Source organism: Methylobacterium oryzae, assembly GCF_021398735.1.
Lineage (GTDB): Bacteria > Pseudomonadota > Alphaproteobacteria > Rhizobiales > Beijerinckiaceae > Methylobacterium.
This window is the reverse complement of record NZ_CP090349.1, coordinates 85,862-106,607: the sequence shown is the minus strand read 5'-3', so window position 1 is coordinate 106,607 and position 20,746 is coordinate 85,862. Positions and strand designations below refer to the sequence as shown.

Here is a 20,746-nt window from a genome sequence, read left to right as displayed (position 1 = left end):
AGTATTATCAGCATATGCTGATATCGTGCCAGGGCGATTGAGCCAACGTCCGACGCAGGGCGAATCCATGCCGACCTACACCGTCAGGACCGCTAACCTCAGCCTCGACGACGACCAGCGGCAGCGGATCGCCAGCGCGATTACGGAGACTCACAGCGGCAGCACCGGAGCGCCGGGGTACTTCGCGCAGATCTTCTTCGACGCTGCGCCTGAAGCGGCACACTTCGTCGGCGGTCGGCCGAACCCCATTCCCCACGTCTACGTGCACGGCCTGATCCGTGCCGGTCGCACCGCGGACCAGAAGCGCAGTCTGCTGGAGGGTATCAGAGACCGCGTCCACGACATCGCGGGGGTGGGGGCCGAAGACATCTGGGTCTATGTGCAGGAGATTGCGGCCGAGCAGATGATCGAATTCGGCCGCATCCTTCCCGAGCCGGGGCGCGAGGCCGAATGGCGAGAGGGCTTCTCGCCGGAGAAGATCGAGGACTTCCGGCGCGCCGGAGTAGCGATCTAACCAATGCACTACCTGGCCTGGGCCGTTCTCGGGATGGTCGGCTACTCGACCGTCACACTGATGGTGAAACTCGCGACCCGCACGGGCGACCTGAACGCCTTCGCGGTCCTGGCCATCGCCACGTCGATGGTCGCCGTCGCCGCCGTGCTGAACGCCTGGCTCGGTGGCTCCTTCGCCGGGAAGACGGGCGCAGACTTCCTGAAGCCCGGCGCCTTGTACGCCTACGCGGCGGGTACCGCGCTGACTGTCGCTGTCGGGTCCCTTTTCAAGGGCCTTTCGCTCGGGCCGGCGAGCATCGTCGTGCCGGTCTACGGCATGTTCATCGTCGGCGGTGCAGTCCTCGGGGTGCTGGTCCTCGGCGAACCGATGACGGCCAAGCGCGCCCTGGGGATGCTGCTTGCGATCGCGGGCGTGCTGCTGGTGGCGACATAGAGCGCATCGCCATCGGGCGGGTCCGCGATCTTCGGTCAACTCGCGTACTGAGCCTCGCCGTTGCCGAAGGACCAGTTCTCCTTGGCGACCTCGACGAGGCTGATGAACACGTCCTCGCGGCGCAGACCCAGGCGCTCGTGTAGGCCATCCGCCACCGCCTTGTAGAAGCTCCGCTTCTGCTCGACCCCGCGCCCCGCATTGAGGGTGAGCTGGATGACGATGCAGTCGCCCGTCCGGTGGATGCCAAGGTAGCTCGGGTCGATGACGAAGTTCTCCGGCTCGTGCTCATTGATGACCTGGAAGCGGTCGTCCTTGGGCACGTTCAGGGCTTCGAGCATGGCGTCGTAGACGACCTCGCCAATCGTTCGGCGGTACTCGGCGGACTTGCCCTTGGCGAGATCGATCCGGGCGAGTGGCATATGATGCTCCCTGGGCTAAGGTGGTGCAGATCTCAATGACTGGAACTCGGTCGGCTGTGACGGCCGACCGAGGTGAAGGTCGAGAACGGACGTCTGCTGTGCCCAGGATCGTGCGCGATACCGGTTACCGCTCATCCGGCGACCAATCGGGGCTGTAGCCCCCGAGGGTCGGATGATACATCTCGTCGCCGGAATGCTGCGTGAACTCCACGTTGAGGCGATCCTCGCTCAGCCCGAGGATCTCGACGCAGTGGGCGCACAGCGCCTTGGCGACCTCCATCCGCAGCTCGGCCGGGCGTCCCTTGCGGATGTCCAGCATCATCACGGAGACCGGCACCGGCTCGCCACCGGCTTCGGGTATCCGCCACACGCCACCCTCGCCGAGTTCGCGGATGGCGACGCTGATCCGCCTGATGTCGACCGACATCATCTCCGCATAGGTCTGGCTCATCTGCGCCGCGAGGCGCTTCTTGGAGGCCATGGAATGCGGGCCGATGACGTCGAGTTGAAGGTACGGCATGGAGGCCCCCAGGTTCAGGCGGCGTTCGCGGTCGCAAGCCCGTAGCGCGCCGACGGCTTGGCGTTGCCGAACTTAGCGGCCATGGCCCGGCGATCCTCCTCCCAGCGCGTCCAATCGGCCGCGTCCTGCAGGCCCGGGATGGTGACAAGCTCGCCCTGATCGAGACCGGCCAAGGCTGCATCGACCAGATCGGCCGCCGACATGGTGATCGCTGACGTCTTCTGCGCCGCGTATCCTGCGATATCCCAGAACTCGGTGGCGGTCGCGCCGGGCAGCACGGTCTGGACGCGCACGCCCTTGTCCGCGAGGTCCTTCTGCAGCGCGTGGCCGAAGCTGAGGACATAGGACTTCGAGGCGCTGTAGACGCCGTTGAGCATCTCGACCGCGATGCCGACGATGGACGAGATGTTGATGATGGTCCCCGATCCGCGCGCCACGAAAGCCGGCGCGACCGCATAGGTCAAACGGGTCAGCGCGGTGATGTTGAGCTGGATCATCGCGTCCATCGTCTCCACGTCGGCCTGAAGGGTCGAGGCGACGGAGCCGATGCCGGCGTTGTTGACGAGCATGGTGATGCTCGCGTCTTCGCGCAGGCGAGCCTCCAAGCGTGCGAGATCGTCCTTTCGGCCCAAGTCGGCCTTCAACAGCTCGACCTTGCGCCCAGTCTCGTTGGTCAGGCGGTCGGCCAGTGCCTGCAGACGTTCACCGTTCCGGGCGACCAGCAGGAGGTCATAGCCCCGCTTGGCGAGACGGTCGGCGTAGATCGCGCCGATGCCGGCGGATGCGCCGGTCACGACGGCAAGGCCCTTGCCAGTTTGGGTAGCCATCATCGTTCTCCTCTTGCCTCGCGCCACGGGTTGGCGGCGTTCGATGGGAGGAAGCTACCGTTGCCTGCATGCGGCGCAAATGTCATAGTTGCGTCGTTTTAGGTCATAGGAGACGGGCATGCAGCGCGTCGGGTTCGTCGTCTATCCAGGCTACTCGATTATGGCGCTGGCGGCCGTGCCGGCCTTCGAGGTCGCCAACCTCGCGGCGGAAGAGGCGACCTACGACATCCGCTTCGTCTCCGAACATGGAGGTTCGGTCAGCACCTCGGCCGGCATGAACGTGGAGACGGAGGCGTTCGGCGAAACGCCTTTCGACACGCTCGTCATCGGCGGCGGCACCTTCGTGCAACCGTCGACGCCGGGCCTCGTCGCACTCGTTCAGCGTGCGGCCCCTCAAGCCCGGCGCGTCGCCGCCATCTGCACGGGGGCCTTCGTTCTTGGCGAGGCCGGGCTGCTCGACGGCCGGCGAGTTACGACGCACTGGATGCATGCGCGGGAGCTACAGACCCAATTCCCGAAGTGTTCGGCTGACACGGATCGCATTTTCATCAACGACGGCCCGATCTGGACGTCGGCGGGCATGAGCGCCGGCATCGACCTCGCGCTCGCTCTGATTGAGGCGGATCTCGGCCACGACGTGACGAAGGAGATCGCCAGGAAGCTCGTGCTCTACCACCGTCGTGCAGGGGGCCAGTCGCAGTTCTCGACCCTGCTCGACCTCGACGCGAAGTCGGACCGCATCCAGGCGGCCCTGACCTACGCCAAGCGGAACCTCCACCGCCCGCTGTCGGTGGAGGAGTTGGCGGAGGCCGCCCATCTGAGCCCGCGCCAGTTCAGCCGCGTCTTCCATGCCGAGACTGGCCAGTCGCCGGCGAAGGCGGTTGAGAACCTGCGCGTCGAGGCCGCGCGCGTGTTGATGGAGCGCAGCCGACATCCCATCGACGCCGTCGCCGACCAGACCGGCTTCGCGGATCGCAATCGGATGCGTCGGGCCTTTCTCCGGGCGTTCGGACAGCCGCCGCAGGTCATCCGGCGCAACGCGCGTGGAAACGCAGATCCGGCGAATGCTTAACTGAACCCGTCCGCGTTAAACCCACACAGGCAACGATGCTGCCCTGCACGCTTGCTCTTGAGGAAGCCCTCGTCGGTGCAGAATGGCCGAGGCGGACATTGCCGCCATAGCGGTGGAGCGCTTGACACCATAAACATAACAGAACAGGTTATGGTTATGGCAGCCAACAGCCTTCTCGCCAGCGCCGTCCAGGCTCTCTGCGTTCTCGCATGGCGAGGGGCGGAGGGCGCCAACTCTGAGCTGCTGGCCAGAAGCCTGAACACCAATCCAGTCGTCGTCCGTCGCCTTCTCAAGGCGCTGGAGCACAAGGGGCTCGTGCGGCTGCGTCCAGGTCGGCATGGCGGCGTCGAACTCGTGCGTGCCCCGGACGCGATCACGCTCCAGGACGTCTACCGTGCTGTCGAGCCGGACGGGGCGCTGTTTACGCTGCGTGAGCGCCGCAATCCGCGGTGCGCCGTGCAGAAGGCGATGGTGTCCGCATTGCCACCGGTGTTCGAGGCGGCGAACCAGGCGGTCGATGGCGTGCTGCAGCAAACGACACTCGCTATGCTCCTCGAGGAGGTTCGATCGTGAGCATCAGGCCTGCAAGAGCCCTTTAACGACGCAAAACCAAACGTAGATTGTTACGTATTGGATTTGGAGCTGATGATGCGACCAAGCCCTCAGGTTCTGCATCCCGGTAATGTGGAGAAGGTGGTCCAGAACTCCGGCCCGCTGGAACCACAATTCGCTCGCGCGACGCGACCGGTCCGACCGAACCAAGTCCTCGCCATCGTCTGCGTCGGCATGGTGTTGGCCAATCTCGACCTGTTCATCGTCAACGTCGCGCTGCCCGACATCGCCCAGGAATTTCCAGACGCGGGATTGCAACAGCTGTCATGGATCCTGAACGGCTACGCCATCGTCTATGCCGCGCTGTTGGTGTTCTTCGGCCGGCTCGCCGAACGCTACCGTCGCGACGTCAGCTTCCTGCTCGGTGTCGCGCTTTTCACGCTGTCGTCGGCGGCCTGCGCCGCAGCGACGAGCGTCCTGATGCTCGTGGCGTTCCGCATCGTCCAAGCCGCCGGCGCCGCGCTGATGACGCCGACGTCGCTCGGCTTGCTCTTGGCGACCTTCCCGGCAAACCGGCGCGGTCATGCTGTTCGGACTTGGACTGCCGTAGGTGGCTTTGCCGCGGCGCTCGGTCCCGTGGTCGGTGGGCTGCTCCTGGCTTGGAATTGGCGCTGGATCTTCCTCGTCAACGTCCCCATCGGCGTGCTGGCCCTTCTCGTCGGCATCAGGAAACTGCCGAATATCCCCGGCCACGCCGCGCGTCGGCCGGACGCCTGGGGGGCGCTCCTCGTCACGTGCGGCGTCGCGGTTCTCACCTTCGGCATCATGAAGTCTGCCGAGTGGGGCTGGGAGTCGGCGGCCATCATCGCGACGCTGGTTCTCGCGTCGGCGCTCCTCGCGTTGTTCGTCGTCGATTGCCTCCGGTCGGATAACCCGCTCGTCGACCCGGTGCTGTTTCGGATCGCGCCGTTCACCAGCGCGACCCTGATCATGACACCTTATTCCGTCGCCTTCGGCGCCATGCTGCTGTCCATCGCGCTCTGGCTGCAGGAGGGCTGGGGCTGGTCGGCGCTCAAGGCCGGCCTGACCATAGCGCCAGGGCCGTTTCTCGTGCCCGTCACGTCACTCTTGATCGCGGGCAGGCTGATCGCTCGGTTCGGGCCAGCGCCCGTCGTCGGCCTCGGGATCCTCCTTTTCGCAGCGGGCCTAGCGTGGTGGGCGGTCGTACCCGGGTTGGAGCCGAACATGCCGGCTGCGCTCGTCGGTATGTCGTTGCTGGGCATCGGCGTCGGCCTGACCTTCCCGACCCTGATGGGGGCGGGCACGGCGGCGCTCCCCTCATCCGCCTTCGCCACCGGCTCCGGAATCCTGAACATGGCACGGCAGACTGCCCTGGCGCTGGGCGTGGCGGTCTTTGTGGCCGTGACGGGCGCGCCGGACACGCCCATCGCCCGGTTGGTGGCATACGAACGGGCATGGTGGCTGATGGCTGGTTTGACTCTCGCCTGCCTCCTGCCGCTTGCGCTGCTGAGGCTACCGCGTGCGACCACGCGATGAGACCCGTCATCTCAATTGCTCAACCGCGAACGTGAGCCAACCTACCCCAGGCTACCGGCGGGACGGTTCCAGGGTCCTCATTAGAGTCCTTTCAACAGGAGTTCGCATGTCCCTCTCTCTGTACGATGTCTCCGTCCCTGTGTTCATGCGCGGTCTGACGATCCTCTCGACCCTACTCGATAAGGCGGAGGCGCACGCGTCCGAGACCGGTGAGCCACTTGAGACCTACCTTGAGACCCGGCTCGCGCCCGATATGCTGACGCTGGTTGGCCAAGTGCAGCGCGCCTCCGACACCGCGAAGTTCGGTGGAGCGCGACTGACCGGCGCCGCGGCTCCGTCATTTGCAGACGACGAGACCACGTTCGATCAGCTGCGGGAGCGCTGCACGAAGACGGCCGCCTACCTCAGTACCCTTGCACCAGCCACGTTTGAGGGCAGCGATACGCGACCGGTCACCTTCGGCGGCGGCGCCAACGAGCGGACCCTATCCGCCGATCGCTACGTCCTTCAGTTCGCGCTGCCGAACTTTTTCTTCCACGTCACCACGGCCTACGACATTCTGCGGCATAAAGGCGTTCCGGTCGGCAAGCGGGACTACCTTGGTTCCTACGACGACACTTCAACATAGCGCTTTCAATATCGTCCTCATTGAAACAATCCGGACAGCCATCACTACCTATGGCAACTCGTCCGCTTACGCGAAGAGCGTGCTCCAGAGCGGTCATTCTGATTTCGGCCAGACTACGTCAGGCTAGGCCATCATCGCGCTTCGAAGCGGACGTTCGGCTTCGCGCCCGAGAGTGGAACGGCAAAAATCCCGCCCATCTCGGACATAGGCGCCGGCCTCTCCAGCAGCCCGGGAACCGGCCCTTCCAGGGGCACGTAGGTGCTGAAGGCCTCGCAGGGCACAGCGCCGCCACCTACCATTCCCTTACGCAAAAGGACGGCGCAGTCGCCCTGCACTTACCCTCAAGCGCACTTCCCTCAAAAGGCTCACGCATCAAAGGTGCACAGGTGTGCACAAAAAATGGATCTTTCAGAAGCGTTTTGCAGCGTTTCGAACGGTTTCAGAATGCTTCGAATTGCTACGTTTTCTGTGATAGGATGACAACAGCTACGTTTTAGATCCTAGGGCATGGACACGGACCACCTTCGATCAGGCTTGGAACGACTTGCCTCCGACCTGAACCTGGCTGGAGAGCCGATCGCGCTCGATGTCGTGGTCGCGCGTCATCTGCCGCTGCTCAGCGAGGCGCGCGCGGCGCGGCTACGCTGGACAAGCCTCGCGAGGCTTCTCGCCGAGGCAGGGGCACGACGCTCGGACGGAGGTGCCATCTCGGCCGATCAGCTCCGCGCGAGCTATTCGCGGGCTGCTCGTCATCGCCTTCGCATTCAAACGATACCTGTCGAGAGGGCTGAAGCCCAGGTTCGGGCAACGAGGCCCCTTCCGAGCGCAGGCTTCCTTGACCGGTCCGCGATGGCACCTTCTGAGCCGACCAATGCCGGAGACGTCGAACCTTCGGGCCAGCGACGCCCGGAGCGATCCGGCCGGACGACGGATCCGGAGCCGACCGATTCCGAACTTGCGTCGGTTCGAGCCCGCCTTCGGCAGACAAGCCTGTAACGAGTCTTCTCTAGGAAAGGGTATCCCTGTGGCATTCCGCAGTAATATGATGCGCGATGACGATCCATATGGTCTGCGGTCCTGGGAGAAATACGACCTGATCGACGATCATCTGGTCGTTACGCCAGCCCGCACCAGCCTCGAATGCGTTATCTACTTCGATCCGCAGCGGCGAGAGTCTCTCGACTTCGATCGGATCGAAGAGAAAATCGCCGCAGACCTCGCGCCGCGCCATCGGGTGTTCCGGTTCGAGCCACTGACCGAGGCGAACATGGCGAGTTGGTCGCCGTTCCTGACGGCAGAGGCCGAACGCGCCTTCCTGCGCCATGGCTATGGCCGAGCGCCCGTCGGGCTCTCATCCGGCATTCCGCGTCCGCCGCGTCCGGTCGGATCGCCCGAGAAGAACCGGACGCTCAATCTCAACTACGATGCTTTCTACGGCCTCGCCGCAAAACTGAATGCGACCCTGAGGGCGATCCAGGACATCAGACCGGCAGGCGCTCTTCCGGCGTGGCTACGGCGCGATCCGGCTGAGATCCTCCAGCCCGTCTGCGGCTGCCTGCCCAGGAACGGGGAGGATAAGCTCGGGATCCCCCTGACGCGACAGGGCGACCTCTGGCTCGGCTGCGATGATTTCAAGCATAGCCAAGTCGTCTTCCCAGCGATCGCGGCCACGCCCGCGACAGCCGTCACGAAGGGACGCGAGGTTCGTGTCCGCTGGTACGGGCTGAGCCAAGAGAAGATGAGAGCGCAGATCCGTCGCGAGCTGACGGACTGCCTCGACAACGGTGTCGACGGCTTCGACCTGCCGGCCCTCGCCCTGTTCATGTGCCAGAACGTCATGATGTTGCGGCTCGCCGCTGAAGCGGTGCGGCGCCGGTTCGCGGCCTCCCGCGATCAATACGACGACGAACGGCGCGTTTGCGATCATGAGGATCTCAATCTGAGCCTGAAGATCGAAGGCGCGCACGACATCGATCCTGGCCGGGTCCGTCTGCAGATCGAGCACTGGGAGCCGACGCTTGCGGCGCGAACTCTGATCGGCTTCTATGGTGGCAGCGCCCCGGTCCGGAGCCACGATTCAACGAGCGAAGCTTTGCGGATCGAGCGGCTTGCCCGCTGGGTGGGCGAACTGCGTCGAGGCTGCCACGCTGATCTCGATCCCGCGACCGCGGCGGACATCCTCGGGATCTTCGAGCGCCCGTCGCCCGAGTTCCAGGACCTCTTCGACCACCCGGCCGCATGGTCTGCTTTCGCCGTTCTCGACTCGATGATCGGCGGGGCCGGCTGGAACGTCCTCCGGAAGGCGGCACTTCGCGTCGTCGAACGGTCGGTGCCGTTCAGCGTCTCGTACGCCTTGAGCGGCCAAGGGCAGCGATTGCCGGGCGCGACCGTGGATCTTCCGAACCGGCACGTGACGGTGTTCGGTCCGGCACTGCTGTTGCCGATCGAGAACGGATCCGCGCTTCGGGATCAGGCACGAGTGATCTCCCCTCGCGGATTGTACGTCGACTGACGGGCGCGCTCTTCCGGGGTCTTCTGCTGCACTGCAATTCGTCGGGACCAAGCACCCGTATCCAGGGCGGGCGCTGGGCCGAGCAGCCCGCGCGAGCCGCTCCCAAGCCCGGGACGGCTCGACCCGTACGGAAGGAGTGCAAGCTCATGCCGGGATACGACATGGAACTGGACATGAAGGTCAAGGCGGTCGGAGACGACCTCGTCGGCAGGCTCCGAGCCCTCAGTGGGCTCGAAGCGGTCGAGTCTCACCGCTTCGCAGTCAGAACCTGCCAGGACGCCCTCGGCGCCCTGCCGATCGGCGACGGCCTCAATAAGCTGAGCGACGCTCAGGTCCAGGCATTGCTGCCGAAGGTCGAGGCGGCCCGTGTGGCCGTCGCGGTCCTGGCGGCCGTGCTCGAGCAACGTGGCCTGTGATCTGACGACCACGTGAGCAGGGCTGCGGGTGGAAACCCTTCCACCCGCGGCCTTTTGCTGTTCGGGGTCGGCGTCGTGTCGAGCGGCTAGGCTTGCGCGGCCCTGACGCCATGACCGGCCTTGCGTGGCGCGGTCAGCCAGGGCGCGGCAACGTAGCCCTCCCGCTTCTTCGGCCAGACCGTCAGCGGCCAGTCGAGTTCGTAGACGTCGCCGAGCCCGGTGATCGCGGCGCGTAGGCACTTGTGCGTCGGGTCCTCCGGATCGGTGCCGCTCAGACGGACGCCGAGATCGCGGGTCAGCGCCGTCGTCGACAGAAGCGGTCGCTCGCCGCGCAAGGTCCGATAGGCAGCCTTGCGGTCCGGGTCATCGTTACGCTCGTGCCAGACGAGCGTCCGCCGTCCGATAAGCGCCTCCGCCCGCTCCGCCGAGGCACCCGTGGCGAGAGCCGAGAAGATCCGCAGTCGGAACAGGTCCTGCACGACCTGTCCCTGCTCGGCGCCATAGACGGCCGGAAGCTGTGCGAGGCTCTGAAGCGCGGCGACGACCACGAGGCCCTTCTCCCGACCCAGGGCCAGGGCGGTCTCGATGCGCGGGATCCGGCCGAGAGCTGCGAACTCGTCGAGCACTAGGGTCACACGGCGTTGCGAGTCGACTGGCAGGCTCGGATCGCTGATCCCGACCACGACCCGGCCGAGCACGGTCGTCGAGACCAAGCTCGACAAAACCTCGTACTCGGACGTCGTCTGCAGGACGACTGTGCGCGGTCCTTGCCCCCGCAACCAGCGCCTGACAGAGAAGCGCCGCTCCCGCGGCGTGTTGGCCCAGGCCAGAGCGAGCGGACGTATGCCGGCGAGGGCACCGGACCACAGCGTCGCCATCACGCCGAAGGTGGTGTTGCTGATCCCGTCCTCGCCTTGACCGAGCAGCGGGCTGGCGGAGAGGTCGAGGCGGGCGACCCTGGCGCGGATCGCGTCGGGCTCGTCGAGCAGACGCTCGAAAAGGTCCAGGAATGTCCAGCGGCCTCCTTGCTCGGCGGCAAGGTCGTGCAGGACGTCAACGAACACCGCTCGCGCGCTCTGCGCCCAGAATGCACCGCCTTCCGACATCGGAATGACGGCGGCAGCCAGATCCATGTAGGCCGCGTCGCCGCCGAGGTCGGCGGCCGCGTCCCAGGCCCAGCCTTCGGCATGATGCGCGCCGATCAGCGCCGTTTCCTCGCGATCAAAGGACTGAGCGACGTCGCCCTTGACGCAATGCAGGAGGACCCGGTCTCCGCGGGCCATGGCCTGACTGGCCAGAGCCCGCAGGATGTTCGACTTACCTGAACCCCTGTCGCCGACGACCAGCAGACCCAGACCCTCCGCCTCGCGCGGCAGCCGCACGCCGGGTGCGAGCCAGAGGCCCATCCTGGACGTGGCCCCGTAAATGCGCCGTAGGCGCCCGGTCAGCATCCGTGCAGCATCCTCGTCTCGATAATGTCGGGGCTCGTCGGCATGGGGTTGCATGACCCCGCAATCGCTCAGCGGCGTGTTCCGGCGCGCGAGGAAGCCGGCGACAAGCCCTCCGGCGAGGGCACAGAGCAGAGCGAGGCCGGCCCGGCGCTGCATGCTGAGTTCGACCCAGGGATAGTCGAGGTAGGCTGCAAACTGGCGAAGCGGGATCCGGTAGGCGCCGTCACCGGGATCGGTGAAGGGCAGCGCCAGCACCGTCAGCGCAGGCATCGTGGCGACCGCGATCACAACCATGGCGAGGAGTGCCGTCCTGATCGACGGTGCCGATGAGCGGCGCGGCGCGATGCCAAGATGCGGTTGGAGGAATGCGGACATCGTTCGTTCCTGGACAGAGAAGGAGGGCCGCGGGCGTCCCGGAGGGCGTCCGCGTTTGGTTTTCGATGGTCTCGTCGGGGTTCAGAAGTTGCTCAGGCGGAGCAGCACGACGCAGACGGCCGCCAGCAGCGCGCCGGTGGCGTAGCCCCAGCGCCGTGCCCGGGCCTCGAAGCCGGGAGCATCCTCTCGGCACGCGCACCACCAGCCCTTGATCCTCGCGGCAGCCGGCTTCGCGGGCCGCCGCGGCCGGGGCGCGACCGGTGTCGCCCCGGCCGAGCGCTCTCCGCTCCCGATCGGGTTCTGCCCGACCGCTGTCCGCGCCTCGCGCCGCAGTTCCCTGATGAACCGGGCGAGGCCGTCTGGGCCGAGGCGGCTGAGCCGCCGCGCACTGATTGCCCCGGGATCCGTCAGCGCTTCCCGTGCGGTTCGCCGCGCCAGGGCGAGGCGGGCGGCCCGCCCTTCGTCGAGGATCGCCTCCTCGACGGCCTCCCGCGCGGATCCCGATCGTGGCAGGCCCGAACCAGGAGCGTGCGTCGATGGTCCGGGGACTTCCTCATGCCTGCCGCGGCCGAGGTCGGCGGGCATCACGCCTCTCCGGGGGCGACGATGCCCGGCAGGAGGGGCGCGAGCTCCGCCCGCATCGTGCGCACGAAGGCGGTCACCGCCGAGCGCATGATCTTGGCCTCGGATACCTCCTCGCCGAGCAGCGCGGCGGCCTCGATTGGCGCGAGGCTCATGGCCTTGATGAAGCGCAACGCGTGGTTCTCGTAGGCGCTCCAGGCATCCGCCTCGATGAGCGGCATGACGCGATGGTGTCGGCCGGGGCCGTCGAGGAGCGGCGCGAGTTCCGAGCGCCAGACGAGGGCAGCGTCCGAGCGCGGCTTGAGTTCCGACAGGCGACCGTCGCGCTGGTTCTCGACGAAGACGATGCTCGCCTGCGGCAGAGCCTGCGCGAAGGCCCGAATCGTCGCGGCCGCCTGTCGCAGCGCCTCGCTCTCGATCGGCGCGGGCACGAGCACGACGGCGGACATGCCCCAGGCGGCCAAATCCTCCTGCAACTCGGCCTTGCGCGCCCAGAGCGCCGTCAGCTCGACCCGGTTGGCGCCGACATCGAGCAGGACGCAGGCCTCGGTCCGAGGCGCCTCGGCGCAGGCGTCGTAGAGCGGTGCGAACGGGCCGGTCAGCGCCCGAGGCGCCCGCATCGCGGCCTCGTAGTCCGGCACGATGGTGGCTACGCGGGCCCCGAGCATCGCCCCGAGCCGGCGCTGATCGTCGACCTGGAAAGGGCGGTAGGGCCGTCCGGCCAGCGTCCAGAGATCGGCGATCAGGGTCGCCAGCGTGGACTTGCCGACGCCGCCTTTGCCGCTGGCCACCGTGACGAACTGGGGGCGCGGAGCGATGGAGGCGGGCGGTGGATGAGAACCGGTGTCGCCGGTCGGCCGAGCGGGCTGCGAAGGTCTGGCTGGCATGGTCTGCTCCTGGTCGGTGCCGCGGACACGGGTCCGTGGACGGAGCAGATTGAGCATCAGGCTCACGGCCTGGAATTGCATTGCAGCTTATTTTCTGGCGAGCCGTAGCCACGCGATGATGTGTCTAGCAATGCAATTGGGCCGCCCGAGGTACGCCTACTGAACTGCTTCCAAATTTGGAGGCAGCCATGGTCGCGTCGATCGCGGCAGGAACATCCCCTCGCTACTATCTCGCTCAGGTCGAGTACTATCTCGGCGGTCGCGAGCCGGCCGGACGGTGGCTCAGCGTCGGTCCCGGTCTCGGCGTAGAGGCCGGTACACAGGTCGAGCGCGTACCGTTCGAGCGCCTGCATGCCGCCCGGGACGAGCATGGTCGTCCACTGCTCAGCCACCGCGATGGCCGGGCCGAGCGGGTCGGCGGCTACGACGTCACCTTCAGCGCGCCCAAATCCGTGTCTCTGCTCTGGGCGCTCGGCGACCCGGAGATGCGGGTCGCGGTGGAGGTGGCGCAGGCGGCGGCGGTCGCTGCCGCGGTTGACCTGCTCGACCGGAACGCGGCTTTCTGCCGCCGCGGTAAAGGTGGACTGATCCGCGAGCGGGTCAAACTCACGGTGGCGCTGTTCCAGCATGGCGAGGCGCGTCCGGCTGAGCATGAAGATGGCCTGATCTTCGCCGACATGGCGTGTCATGCGCACAACTGTGTATTGTCTCTGGCGCAGCGGGCCGACGGCAGTTTTGGTGCCCTTGACGGCAAGGCCCTGTTTGCCTGGAAGATGGCGGCCGGCGCGGTCTACCACGCCGAGTTAGCCCGTGGCCTGCAGCGGATCGGGCTTGCGATCGAGCCCGCCGGCTCGAATGGCCTGTTCGAGGTCGCCGGCGTCGACCGTGGCCTGTGCGCGTACTTCTCGGCCCGTCGCAACGAGATTGAGGACGAGCTCGCGCAGGCCGGCATCGGCAGCAGCGCCGAGGCGCCCGCTTTCGCCGCCGCCAAGGCGCGGGCCTCCCGACGGGCTAAGGAGCCGGCGACCCACGCGGGCGAGGATCGTCACGCCTTCTGGCGCGAGCGCGCCGCGGCGCGTGGGTTCGAACCGGAGGCAGTGCTGCGCGCGGCCGTCGACCGGGGGCGTGAGGTTCCTGTTCTGTCGCATGACGAGCGGGAGGCCTTGATCCGCGCTCAGGTCGAGGCGATCCCGAGCGCGCTCACCCAGACGCAGAGCCTGTTCGAACACCGGCATCTGGTCGCCGCCGTCGCATCGGCTCTCGTCGGCACCGGTACCGGGGCCGAGCGCGCCGCGGCTGAGGTCGACCGGCTGGTCGCGGCCGGCGAAGTCGTGGCACTCGGGCGTGACGCGCGCTGGCCGCACCCGGTCTACTCGACACGGGAGATGATCGGCATCGAGCGCGGTCTGCAGGCCGCCGCGCTCGACCTCGCCGCATGCAGCGTGGACAACTCTCCGGCCACGGCGCGGGTCGCGGAACTCGTGCGCCTCGCCGACCTCAACCCGGAACAGGCGCAGGCCGTACGGTTCGCTGCAGCCGCTCCAGTTCTCGGCATCATCGAAGGCGCGCCAGGGGTCGGCAAGACGACGCTGCTCGCGCCGGTGGCGCAGGCTTGGCGGGAGACCGGTTGGCGCGTCATCGGCGCGGCGAGCGCCTGGAAGGTCGCCCACGCTCTGCGCGACGACCTCGCGATCGAGGCGCGGGCCATCGACAGCTGGCTGGCGGGCGCGGATCAGGGACGGCCGTTCCTGCAGGACAAGACCCTGCTGCTGATCGACGAGGCCGGCCTCACCGGCAGCCGGCAGCTTCATCGGATCCTGCAGGAGGTCGAGCACGCCTGGGCTCGGGGTGAGCAGGTGGCGTTGCGTCTCGTCGGCGACCGCAAGCAGCTGCAGCCGATCGGTGGCCCTGGCCTTCGTATCGTCGCCGATGCGATCGGGACGCAGCGGGTCGACACCATCGTACGTCAGCGTCACGGCTGGGCACGCGAGGCGGTGACGCATCTCGGCGCAGGGCGTGCCGGAGAAGCCCTCGCGCTGTTCGATCGCCACGGCGTCGTCAACGCGTGTGCCGGCCCCCGCGCCACCGTCACGGCGATGATCGCCGCCTGGGTCTCGGCGCGCGAGTCAGCCCGAAACACGGCGGAACCGCTTCTGATCGCGCGGACCAACCGTCAGGTGCTGGCACTGAACGCGGCTGCGCGCGAAGTTCTGCGGGGCGAGGGGCGTCTCGCGGCAGAGGATGACGCGAGCCTGACGGCGGTCACCGCCTCGGGTCACCCGCACCGGCTCGGCTTGGCCGTGGGCGACCGGATCCGCTTCCTCGCCCGCCTCGACACAATCGGCGCGATCAACGGCACGGAAGCTGTCCTCACCAGGATCGAGCGGCACGGTGGCCACGACGAAGCCGGGCTGCGCCTGACAGCTAGGATCGGCGACCGCGAGGTCGGCTTCGCGCCTGCCGAGCTGGCCGACCATCGAGGCCGTGTGCGCCTCGGGCACGCTTACGCCACGACCTGCTTCGGGGCTCAGGGGCTGACCACCGACGAAGCGCTGGTCTGGGTCGATGCCGGGCTCGATCGGCACCACGCCTTCGTAGCTGCGAGCCGGGCACGCGAGATCACCCGGTTGTTCGTTGACCGCGTCAGTCTCGACGCCGCGGTCCGTCAAGGCCGGTCTCTGAGCGAGCGGAGCCGTTCGGTCGGCCCCGACGAGCGCCGGATCGCGCTCGCGCGGCTCCTCGCTCGCTCGGGGGAGAAGGCCTCGACGCTCGATCATCCCGCCGCGATCGGCGTGAGCCGGGAACTGATGGACCCACCTCGATCCGTTGGCGGCATATCTGAGACGCGAGTCCCCGCCGTCGAGCAGAGAGGCGCGACGGACGCTCAACGATCGACGCACGACCGCCGTCGCGGCAAAGGGCTCGCCCTCGATGGCTGAGCCCGCCCGTACCTCCCCTGCCTCGATCGTAAAGCGGAAGCGGCCGGCTCGGGGCAAGCGCGACGGGCTCAGGGTCGTCATCGACCATCTCGCTCCGTCGTCGATCAGCCACTTCCGCCTGCAGCTTTTCACATGGCGGTCGCCCCGTTGCTGCCTGCCTGACGACGACGTTCGGCTGGCCCGGATGCTCGGCATCACGCCCAAGCGTTGGGCCAATTTGAAGCCAATCGTCCTGGCCAATTGGACCTTAATTGAGGGCAATTGGCGTAACGATCAGGTCGCTCGCGAGCATCAATTCGTCAGCGAAAAAGTCGAGCGGAAACGCGCTGCTGGGAAGCTTGGCGTTCGGCCTAAGTCATTGGAATTACAGGATGCAGGGGAAGCATTAGGTTCTGAAATTGAGAAGCAAACGGAAAGCGAAACGAAAGCGGCTAAAGCTACATATACCGCTATAGTCCCCACTGGGGATGAGCCCGAAGGCTTCTTCAAATTCAAGGCGATGTACCCGAAGCGGAACGTCGCGTTTTCGACAACGCTTGCCCGGAAACGTTGGCTGGAGGCATGCCGACGAGGCGCCAGCCCGGATGAGATCATTGCTGGAGCCACAGCCTACGCCGCCGAGCAGAGCCGCATCGGCAAGGTCGGCACCGAGTTTGTGAAAACTGCCGACGCGTGGCTGAACCAGCAGCGCTCGCGGGACTACACGGCTGCCCCAGTGAAGCTCGCTGCAGCAGCGCCAGCGTCCGTTGCGGACGATTCGTGGCGCGATCGGGTACAGCGTTGGCAGGACACTCGAGGGCACTGGCCGTGGCGGGACAGCGAAGCGCCGAACAGCCCGAAAACCCTTGTTCCGGCGGCAATCCTCGAGGAGTTCGGCATCGGTCGCCACGACGAAAATCCAGCCATGCTCAAGCTGTCGGGGGCTCGGTAGCCGATGCGCGATCGCGCTCTCCCTGCCCGCTTTCCGCCTCACGGCGCTTGGCCCGGCGTCATGCGCGCCGATCTCGTGGCAGCTTTCTTCGACTGCCGGGATACCGGTGAACTCGCTCGTCGGGTCCGCGACGGGGACGTCCCACCCCCGACAGCGCTCCGGGGTATGGGGCGGAAGCGCGAGCCGGTTTGGGCGCTCGAGTCCTGCCAACGGTTCATTGCGCGCCGCCATCAGATCTCCGAACATGAGGCCGTCGCTGAGAGCGTCGTGGATTTGATCTGATGGTGCGCCAGCCCCGCCTTCCCCTACCCCGCTACGTGCGCCGGAAATGGCTGCGCGGGGAGCGGGCGTGGGGCCACTTCTTCGAGGTGCCGACCTGGGCAAAACAGGCGGGCTGTCCGGTCCGCAATGAGGCCCTCGGGACCGACTACGATCTCGCCTGCCGGCGAGCCGAAACGGTGCTGCTGAAACAGCTCGACTCCTGGCGCACCGCCGGCCGGTCAGACCTCATCCCGGACCGGACCGCTGAAGGATCATTCGACTGGCTCGCAGCGACCTACAAGGCGTCGGAGAAGTACACCAAGCTCAGCCGCAGCCAGCGTACCAACCACGATCTCGGGTTCTCGCTCGTCGCCGGCTACACCCTGCGGGACGGCAGGCGGTTCGGGTCACTGTCTCTGAAGAGCATCACCACCGATGTAGTCGACCGCCTCTTCGACAAGCTCCTAATGGTCCATGAGCCGGTACTCGGCACTGACGGCAAGCCGGTCCTCGACGGCAAGGGTCAGCCCGTCACGCGTCCTCGCGAGCGGCGAACCACCGTCAACCACGCCATGAAATCCTGCCGCCGGGCCTGGAACGTCGTGCGTCGCGGCAACCCGAAGATCGTGCCCGAGCAGAACCCATTCAGCCGGATGGGCCTGAAGGACACCTCGAAGGAGACGCCGACCGGCTCCTACGAGCAGCTTCTCGCCTTCGTGGCAGCCTGTGACGCCAACGGGCATGCATCCCTCGGCTCCGCTGCCATGGTCGCTTGGGAATGGCTGCAACGCGAGGAGCACATTTTCGGCGTGCTGACCGTCGAGCACTACCGTCCGCGTGGGCGCCCCGACGAGGTGTTCATCATCCACCCGAAGACGGGAGAGGAGGTCTGGATCCCGCTGTTCGACGCGGGCGAGCCCCTGTTCCCCGAGTTGATGGAGCGCCTCGATTCCATCAAGCGAGGGCGGATCGGTGGCCTGCTCATCGTTCGTGATTGGGTGGACAAGACCTCCGGAGTGCCGGTGCCTTGGCTCGCCCGGTCCGGCGACCTCACGTACATGCGTCACATCACCAAGGACATGATCCGGGCAGCCGATCTGCCGCTCGATCTGTCTTTCCGCTCGTGGCGGCATGGAGGCATGACCGAGCTTGGGGATGCTGAGCTTACCGACGCCCAAATCCGGGCCATCAGCCGGCACAAGAACGCTCGAACCCTGCCTCGCTACGTTAAAAGGACGCAACGCCAGATCATCGCCGGCACGCGCAAGCGCCGCCTTACTCGAACAAATCGGGGTGATTTGTCGGAATGAGCAGCCGCCCGCTTGTCGGAACGGCGCCCCGAGGGCCGAGTTAAGTCGTTGTAATTCCTGGCGACCCCGGTAGGGCTCGAACCTACGACCTGCCGCTTAGAAGGCGGCTGCTCTATCCAGCTGAGCTACGGAGTCGGGGCCAGGCGGCCCCAGAAGCCACGGGCTCGCCCGAGGGTCAAGCGCGCGGGGCGAGGACCGGCGCGGCGTCCCGGATCGGGCCGAGGATGGAGAGACTGCCCCGCGGCGATGCGCCGGACGCGCCTTAGCGATCCGGCGCCGGGAGCGGGCCGGGGTTGCGCGCCGCCGCGGATCCGGTCAGGCGCGGAGCGCGGTTCATGCCGGGGCGCCGCGCCCCCGTCGGGAGACCGAGCTTGACCGCGCCGAGTCCCACAGCCTCGCCCTCCGGACATGTCCGGCGCCGCCGCCTCGCCGCCGGCCGGGGCAGCCTGAGCCGGCCGGGCGGCGATCTGCGGCGCCTGCCCACGGGCCTCGACCTCCGGAACGTGCGGCTCGTGGAGGGCGTGCGCGCCGCCTTCGCGTTCGGCGTCGTCATCCTCCTCAACATCTGGATCCAGTGGTCGCCGCTGCTGACCATGGCGCTCGCCGCCAACCTCGCCTGCTTCTGCGACAACGGCGGCCCGATGCGGGCGCGCCTGCGCGTCCTCACCGCCTTCTCGTTCCTCGGCGGCCTGCTCTGGGCCGGCCTCGGCCTGATCCAGCCCCTCGGCCTGCCGGTGGTCGTCCCGGTCGCCTGCGCGCTGATCTTCGCCTGCTCGTACGCGCGCGTCTGGAGCGTGCAGGCCCAGTCGGCCGGCAACGTGCTCGTGGTGGTGCTGTGCATCGCTCTCGACCGGCCGCTCGACGTCGCGCAGGCGGCCGTCACCGCGGCGATGTTCGCGGCCGGCGGTCTCTGGGCGACCTTCCTGGCCCTGGTCATCTGGCGGCTGCACCCGTACCGACCGGCCCACCGGGCGGTGGCGGAGGTCTGGCACAATCTCGCCCGGCTCTGCGGCGACCTCGAGCGGCTCGTCGCCCTGCCGGAGCCCGACACGGCCGCCTTCGACGGCCACGCGCGGGGCCACCGCCGCGGCGTGCGGGCGAGCATCGAGACCGCGCGGACCATGATCCTCGACCTCGCCCGCTCCCGCGAGCGGGTCTCGGACCGCACCGCCCAGGCCCTGCTGCGCCTGGAGAGCGCCGAGCAGATCTTCGCCGCGCTGATCGCCGTGGGCGAGTTGATCGACAGCCGGCCCGACGCGCGCCGCCGGGCGCTCGCCAAGGTCTTCCTGCGGCGCCTGCGCCCCCTGCTGGTGACCATCGCCCGGGCGATCCGCGACGACGTCAACCTCGACCTCGGCCGCCTGGAGCACTCCATCGTCCGGGTGGCCGACGGCCTGTCGGAGGACCCGACCCTGGCCCGTCTCGCCGACCGGATCGCCGGGCGCGTGCGGCTCGGCGCCAAGCTGTCGACGCCGGAGGGCTACCGGCCCGGTGGCACGATCACGGAGGGCGGCAGCCTCGACCGCTGGACCCGCTACGTCGGGCCGCTGGCGCAGAACTTCACCCTGGCCTCGCCCAACCTGCGGCACGCCCTGCGGGCGAGCGCGGTCGCGGCGCCGGCGCTCGCCGCCACCCTGACCTACGCGGGCGCCTTCACGCACTGGCTGGTGATGACCGTGGTGCTCACCATGCAGCCCTTCTACGCGGCGACGTGGCAGCGGGCCCTGGAGCGGATCGGCGGCACGGTGCTGGGCGGCCTCGTGGGGGCCGTGCTCGCCTACTGCGCCACGAGCCCGCTGGCGGAGGCCGGGCTCATCCTCGTGCTCAGCATCGTCGGCTTCGCGGCGCGCCAGATCTCGTACGGGTTCTTCGTCACCTGCCTGACGCCCCTCGTGGTGCTGCTCGTCGAGTTGCTGGAGCCCGGCCACAGCTCCTGGGAGATCGTCGCCATGCGGGGCGGCTTCACGGTGCTGGGCGGCGTGATCGCGGTGGCGAGCTGCCTGGTGCTCTGGCCGATCTGGGAGCCCGATCAGGTCCGGCAGGAGCTGCGCCGAGCGCTGAAGGCCCAGGCCGGGCTCGCCGAGGCGGTGCTCCGCGCGCCGCCCGGCGAGGGCCGCGAGGCCGCGATCGCGGCGCAGAGCCGCGAGGCCGGACTCGCCCTCAACGATCTGGAGGCGGCGCTGTCCCGCGCCCTGCAGCAGCCCCGGGCCGGCAGCCACCCGGAGGTGGAATCCGCCCTGGTGGCCGACGCGACTCTGCGCCGGATCAGCGCCCGGCTGATCGTCCTGCGGCACGCCCCGGAGGCGGCCGCCCCCGAGGCGGAGCCCTGGCGGGCCTGGATCACCGCGACCCTGGCGGCCCTGGGCGCGGACAGGCCCGTGCCCGAGCGGCCGGCGCTGGATCGCGGACAGTCGCTCGTGCGCCTCGTCAGCCAGGTCGATCTTCTGGTGGGAACCCTGCGGCCCGGGGAGATCCGGGCCGCGACGGTTGCGGATGGCGGAGCCCCGGCTTCGAGCAACGGGACCGCGGCGCGGGCCGGTCAGCCCGTCCTGCCGTCCTGA

At 67.8% G+C, this 20,746-nt stretch carries 18 protein-coding genes and 1 tRNA gene; 12 read left to right on the top strand and 7 right to left on the bottom strand.

Features of this window, described 5'->3' with window-relative positions; genetic code table 11:
* Nucleotides 1–67 precede the first annotated feature (67 nt).
* Both LXM90_RS00470 and LXM90_RS00465 read left to right on the top strand, forming a co-directional pair.
* Nucleotides 68–514, top strand: coding sequence for a tautomerase family protein (locus tag LXM90_RS00470; RefSeq protein ID WP_234081427.1), 447 nt, complete (start codon nucleotides 68–70; stop codon nucleotides 512–514).
* Between the two features lie 3 nt (nucleotides 515–517).
* The gene (locus tag LXM90_RS00465; RefSeq protein WP_234081425.1) at nucleotides 518–946 is read left to right on the top strand and encodes an EamA family transporter; all 429 of its coding nucleotides are present in this window, start codon (nucleotides 518–520) and stop codon (nucleotides 944–946) included.
* 35 nt (nucleotides 947–981) lie between these two features.
* Here LXM90_RS00465 and LXM90_RS00460 read toward each other — a convergent pair whose 3' ends face one another.
* From LXM90_RS00460 to LXM90_RS00450, 3 genes are all read right to left on the bottom strand, one after another.
* A complete protein-coding gene (locus LXM90_RS00460) occupies nucleotides 982–1,365 on the bottom strand; it encodes a tautomerase family protein (protein ID WP_234081424.1) in 384 nt (127 codons plus the stop codon).
* A 124-nt stretch (nucleotides 1,366–1,489) separates the two neighbouring features.
* Nucleotides 1,490–1,885 (bottom strand): tautomerase family protein, encoded by a 396-nt coding sequence (locus tag LXM90_RS00455; RefSeq protein ID WP_234081422.1) that lies wholly within the window; start codon nucleotides 1,883–1,885, stop codon nucleotides 1,490–1,492.
* 14 nt (nucleotides 1,886–1,899) lie between these two features.
* Nucleotides 1,900–2,712, bottom strand: a complete 813-nt coding sequence (locus LXM90_RS00450; protein WP_234083075.1) for an SDR family NAD(P)-dependent oxidoreductase — start codon at nucleotides 2,710–2,712, stop codon at nucleotides 1,900–1,902.
* A gap of 118 nt (nucleotides 2,713–2,830) precedes the next feature.
* Between LXM90_RS00450 and LXM90_RS00445 the strand changes: the two genes are divergently transcribed.
* The 6 genes from LXM90_RS00445 (at nucleotide 2,831) to LXM90_RS00420 (ending at nucleotide 9,449) form a co-directional block, all read left to right on the top strand.
* Nucleotides 2,831–3,784, top strand: coding sequence for a GlxA family transcriptional regulator (locus tag LXM90_RS00445; RefSeq protein WP_234081421.1), 954 nt, complete (start codon nucleotides 2,831–2,833; stop codon nucleotides 3,782–3,784).
* 156 nt (nucleotides 3,785–3,940) lie between these two features.
* The gene (locus LXM90_RS00440) at nucleotides 3,941–4,357 is read left to right on the top strand and encodes an Rrf2 family transcriptional regulator (RefSeq protein WP_234081419.1); all 417 of its coding nucleotides are present in this window, start codon (nucleotides 3,941–3,943) and stop codon (nucleotides 4,355–4,357) included.
* Between the two features lie 57 nt (nucleotides 4,358–4,414).
* Complete coding sequence (locus LXM90_RS00435) at nucleotides 4,415–5,893, top strand: DHA2 family efflux MFS transporter permease subunit (protein ID WP_234081417.1); 1,479 nt, start codon at nucleotides 4,415–4,417, stop codon at nucleotides 5,891–5,893.
* Nucleotides 5,894–5,999: 106 nt separating this feature from the next.
* On the top strand, nucleotides 6,000–6,521 hold the full coding sequence (locus LXM90_RS00430; RefSeq protein WP_234081416.1) for a DUF1993 domain-containing protein: 522 nt from the start codon (nucleotides 6,000–6,002) through the stop codon (nucleotides 6,519–6,521).
* 1,024 nt (nucleotides 6,522–7,545) lie between these two features.
* Nucleotides 7,546–9,033, top strand: a complete 1,488-nt coding sequence (locus LXM90_RS00425; protein ID WP_205833992.1) for a hypothetical protein — start codon at nucleotides 7,546–7,548, stop codon at nucleotides 9,031–9,033.
* Between the two features lie 146 nt (nucleotides 9,034–9,179).
* Nucleotides 9,180–9,449, top strand: a complete 270-nt coding sequence (locus LXM90_RS00420; RefSeq protein ID WP_234081414.1) for a hypothetical protein — start codon at nucleotides 9,180–9,182, stop codon at nucleotides 9,447–9,449.
* 86 nt (nucleotides 9,450–9,535) lie between these two features.
* Here the strand turns inward: LXM90_RS00420 and LXM90_RS00415 are convergent, their stop codons facing one another.
* The 3 genes from LXM90_RS00415 to LXM90_RS00405 form a co-directional block, all read right to left on the bottom strand.
* Complete coding sequence (locus tag LXM90_RS00415) at nucleotides 9,536–11,275, bottom strand: type IV secretion system DNA-binding domain-containing protein (protein WP_205833994.1); 1,740 nt, start codon at nucleotides 11,273–11,275, stop codon at nucleotides 9,536–9,538.
* An 81-nt stretch (nucleotides 11,276–11,356) separates the two neighbouring features.
* Nucleotides 11,357–11,860, bottom strand: coding sequence for a hypothetical protein (locus tag LXM90_RS00410; RefSeq protein WP_205833995.1), 504 nt, complete (start codon nucleotides 11,858–11,860; stop codon nucleotides 11,357–11,359).
* Entirely contained in the window at nucleotides 11,860–12,744 is an 885-nt protein-coding gene (locus tag LXM90_RS00405; protein ID WP_234081413.1) for a hypothetical protein, read from the bottom strand. The genes LXM90_RS00410 and LXM90_RS00405 overlap by 1 nt, the downstream gene beginning before the upstream one ends.
* Nucleotides 12,745–12,932: 188 nt before the next feature.
* Between LXM90_RS00405 and mobF the strand changes: the two genes are divergently transcribed.
* The 3 genes from mobF (at nucleotide 12,933) to LXM90_RS00390 (ending at nucleotide 18,185) form a co-directional block, all read left to right on the top strand.
* The gene (gene mobF, locus LXM90_RS00400) at nucleotides 12,933–15,683 is read left to right on the top strand and encodes a MobF family relaxase (protein WP_205833997.1); all 2,751 of its coding nucleotides are present in this window, start codon (nucleotides 12,933–12,935) and stop codon (nucleotides 15,681–15,683) included.
* The gene (locus LXM90_RS00395; RefSeq protein WP_234081411.1) at nucleotides 15,676–16,614 is read left to right on the top strand and encodes a hypothetical protein; all 939 of its coding nucleotides are present in this window, start codon (nucleotides 15,676–15,678) and stop codon (nucleotides 16,612–16,614) included. The genes mobF and LXM90_RS00395 overlap by 8 nt, the downstream gene beginning before the upstream one ends.
* Before the next feature lie 281 nt (nucleotides 16,615–16,895).
* Nucleotides 16,896–18,185, top strand: coding sequence for a hypothetical protein (locus tag LXM90_RS00390; protein WP_205833999.1), 1,290 nt, complete (start codon nucleotides 16,896–16,898; stop codon nucleotides 18,183–18,185).
* Between the two features lie 58 nt (nucleotides 18,186–18,243).
* Here LXM90_RS00390 and LXM90_RS00385 read toward each other — a convergent pair.
* Nucleotides 18,244–18,320: transfer RNA gene (locus tag LXM90_RS00385), tRNA-Arg, on the bottom strand.
* Between the two features lie 200 nt (nucleotides 18,321–18,520).
* On the opposite strand from LXM90_RS00385, the gene LXM90_RS00380 reads away from it, so the two are divergent.
* A complete protein-coding gene (locus LXM90_RS00380; RefSeq protein ID WP_419149841.1) occupies nucleotides 18,521–20,746 on the top strand; it encodes an FUSC family protein in 2,226 nt (741 codons plus the stop codon).

Bases quoted from the DNA above. Each gene is read 5' to 3' on its own strand.
- LXM90_RS00410 (WP_205833995.1), bottom strand. From the start codon at position 11,860: ATGCCCGCCGACCTCGGCCGCGGCAGGCATGAGGAAGTCCCCGGACCA.
- LXM90_RS00445 (WP_234081421.1), top strand. From the start codon at position 2,831: ATGCAGCGCGTCGGGTTCGTCGTCTATCCAGGCTACTCGATTATGGCG.
- LXM90_RS00420 (WP_234081414.1), top strand. From the start codon at position 9,180: ATGCCGGGATACGACATGGAACTGGACATGAAGGTCAAGGCGGTCGGA.
- LXM90_RS00470 (WP_234081427.1), top strand. From the start codon at position 68: ATGCCGACCTACACCGTCAGGACCGCTAACCTCAGCCTCGACGACGAC.
- LXM90_RS00415 (WP_205833994.1), bottom strand. From the start codon at position 11,275: ATGTCCGCATTCCTCCAACCGCATCTTGGCATCGCGCCGCGCCGCTCA.
- LXM90_RS00405 (WP_234081413.1), bottom strand. From the start codon at position 12,744: ATGCCAGCCAGACCTTCGCAGCCCGCTCGGCCGACCGGCGACACCGGT.
- mobF (WP_205833997.1), top strand. From the start codon at position 12,933: ATGGTCGCGTCGATCGCGGCAGGAACATCCCCTCGCTACTATCTCGCT.
- LXM90_RS00465 (WP_234081425.1), top strand. From the start codon at position 518: ATGCACTACCTGGCCTGGGCCGTTCTCGGGATGGTCGGCTACTCGACC.
- LXM90_RS00450 (WP_234083075.1), bottom strand. From the start codon at position 2,712: ATGGCTACCCAAACTGGCAAGGGCCTTGCCGTCGTGACCGGCGCATCC.
- LXM90_RS00395 (WP_234081411.1), top strand. From the start codon at position 15,676: ATGGCTGAGCCCGCCCGTACCTCCCCTGCCTCGATCGTAAAGCGGAAG.
- LXM90_RS00460 (WP_234081424.1), bottom strand. From the start codon at position 1,365: ATGCCACTCGCCCGGATCGATCTCGCCAAGGGCAAGTCCGCCGAGTAC.
- LXM90_RS00380 (WP_419149841.1), top strand. From the start codon at position 18,521: ATGCCGGGGCGCCGCGCCCCCGTCGGGAGACCGAGCTTGACCGCGCCG.
- LXM90_RS00390 (WP_205833999.1), top strand. From the start codon at position 16,896: ATGGTGCGCCAGCCCCGCCTTCCCCTACCCCGCTACGTGCGCCGGAAA.
- LXM90_RS00455 (WP_234081422.1), bottom strand. From the start codon at position 1,885: ATGCCGTACCTTCAACTCGACGTCATCGGCCCGCATTCCATGGCCTCC.
- LXM90_RS00440 (WP_234081419.1), top strand. From the start codon at position 3,941: ATGGCAGCCAACAGCCTTCTCGCCAGCGCCGTCCAGGCTCTCTGCGTT.
- LXM90_RS00430 (WP_234081416.1), top strand. From the start codon at position 6,000: ATGTCCCTCTCTCTGTACGATGTCTCCGTCCCTGTGTTCATGCGCGGT.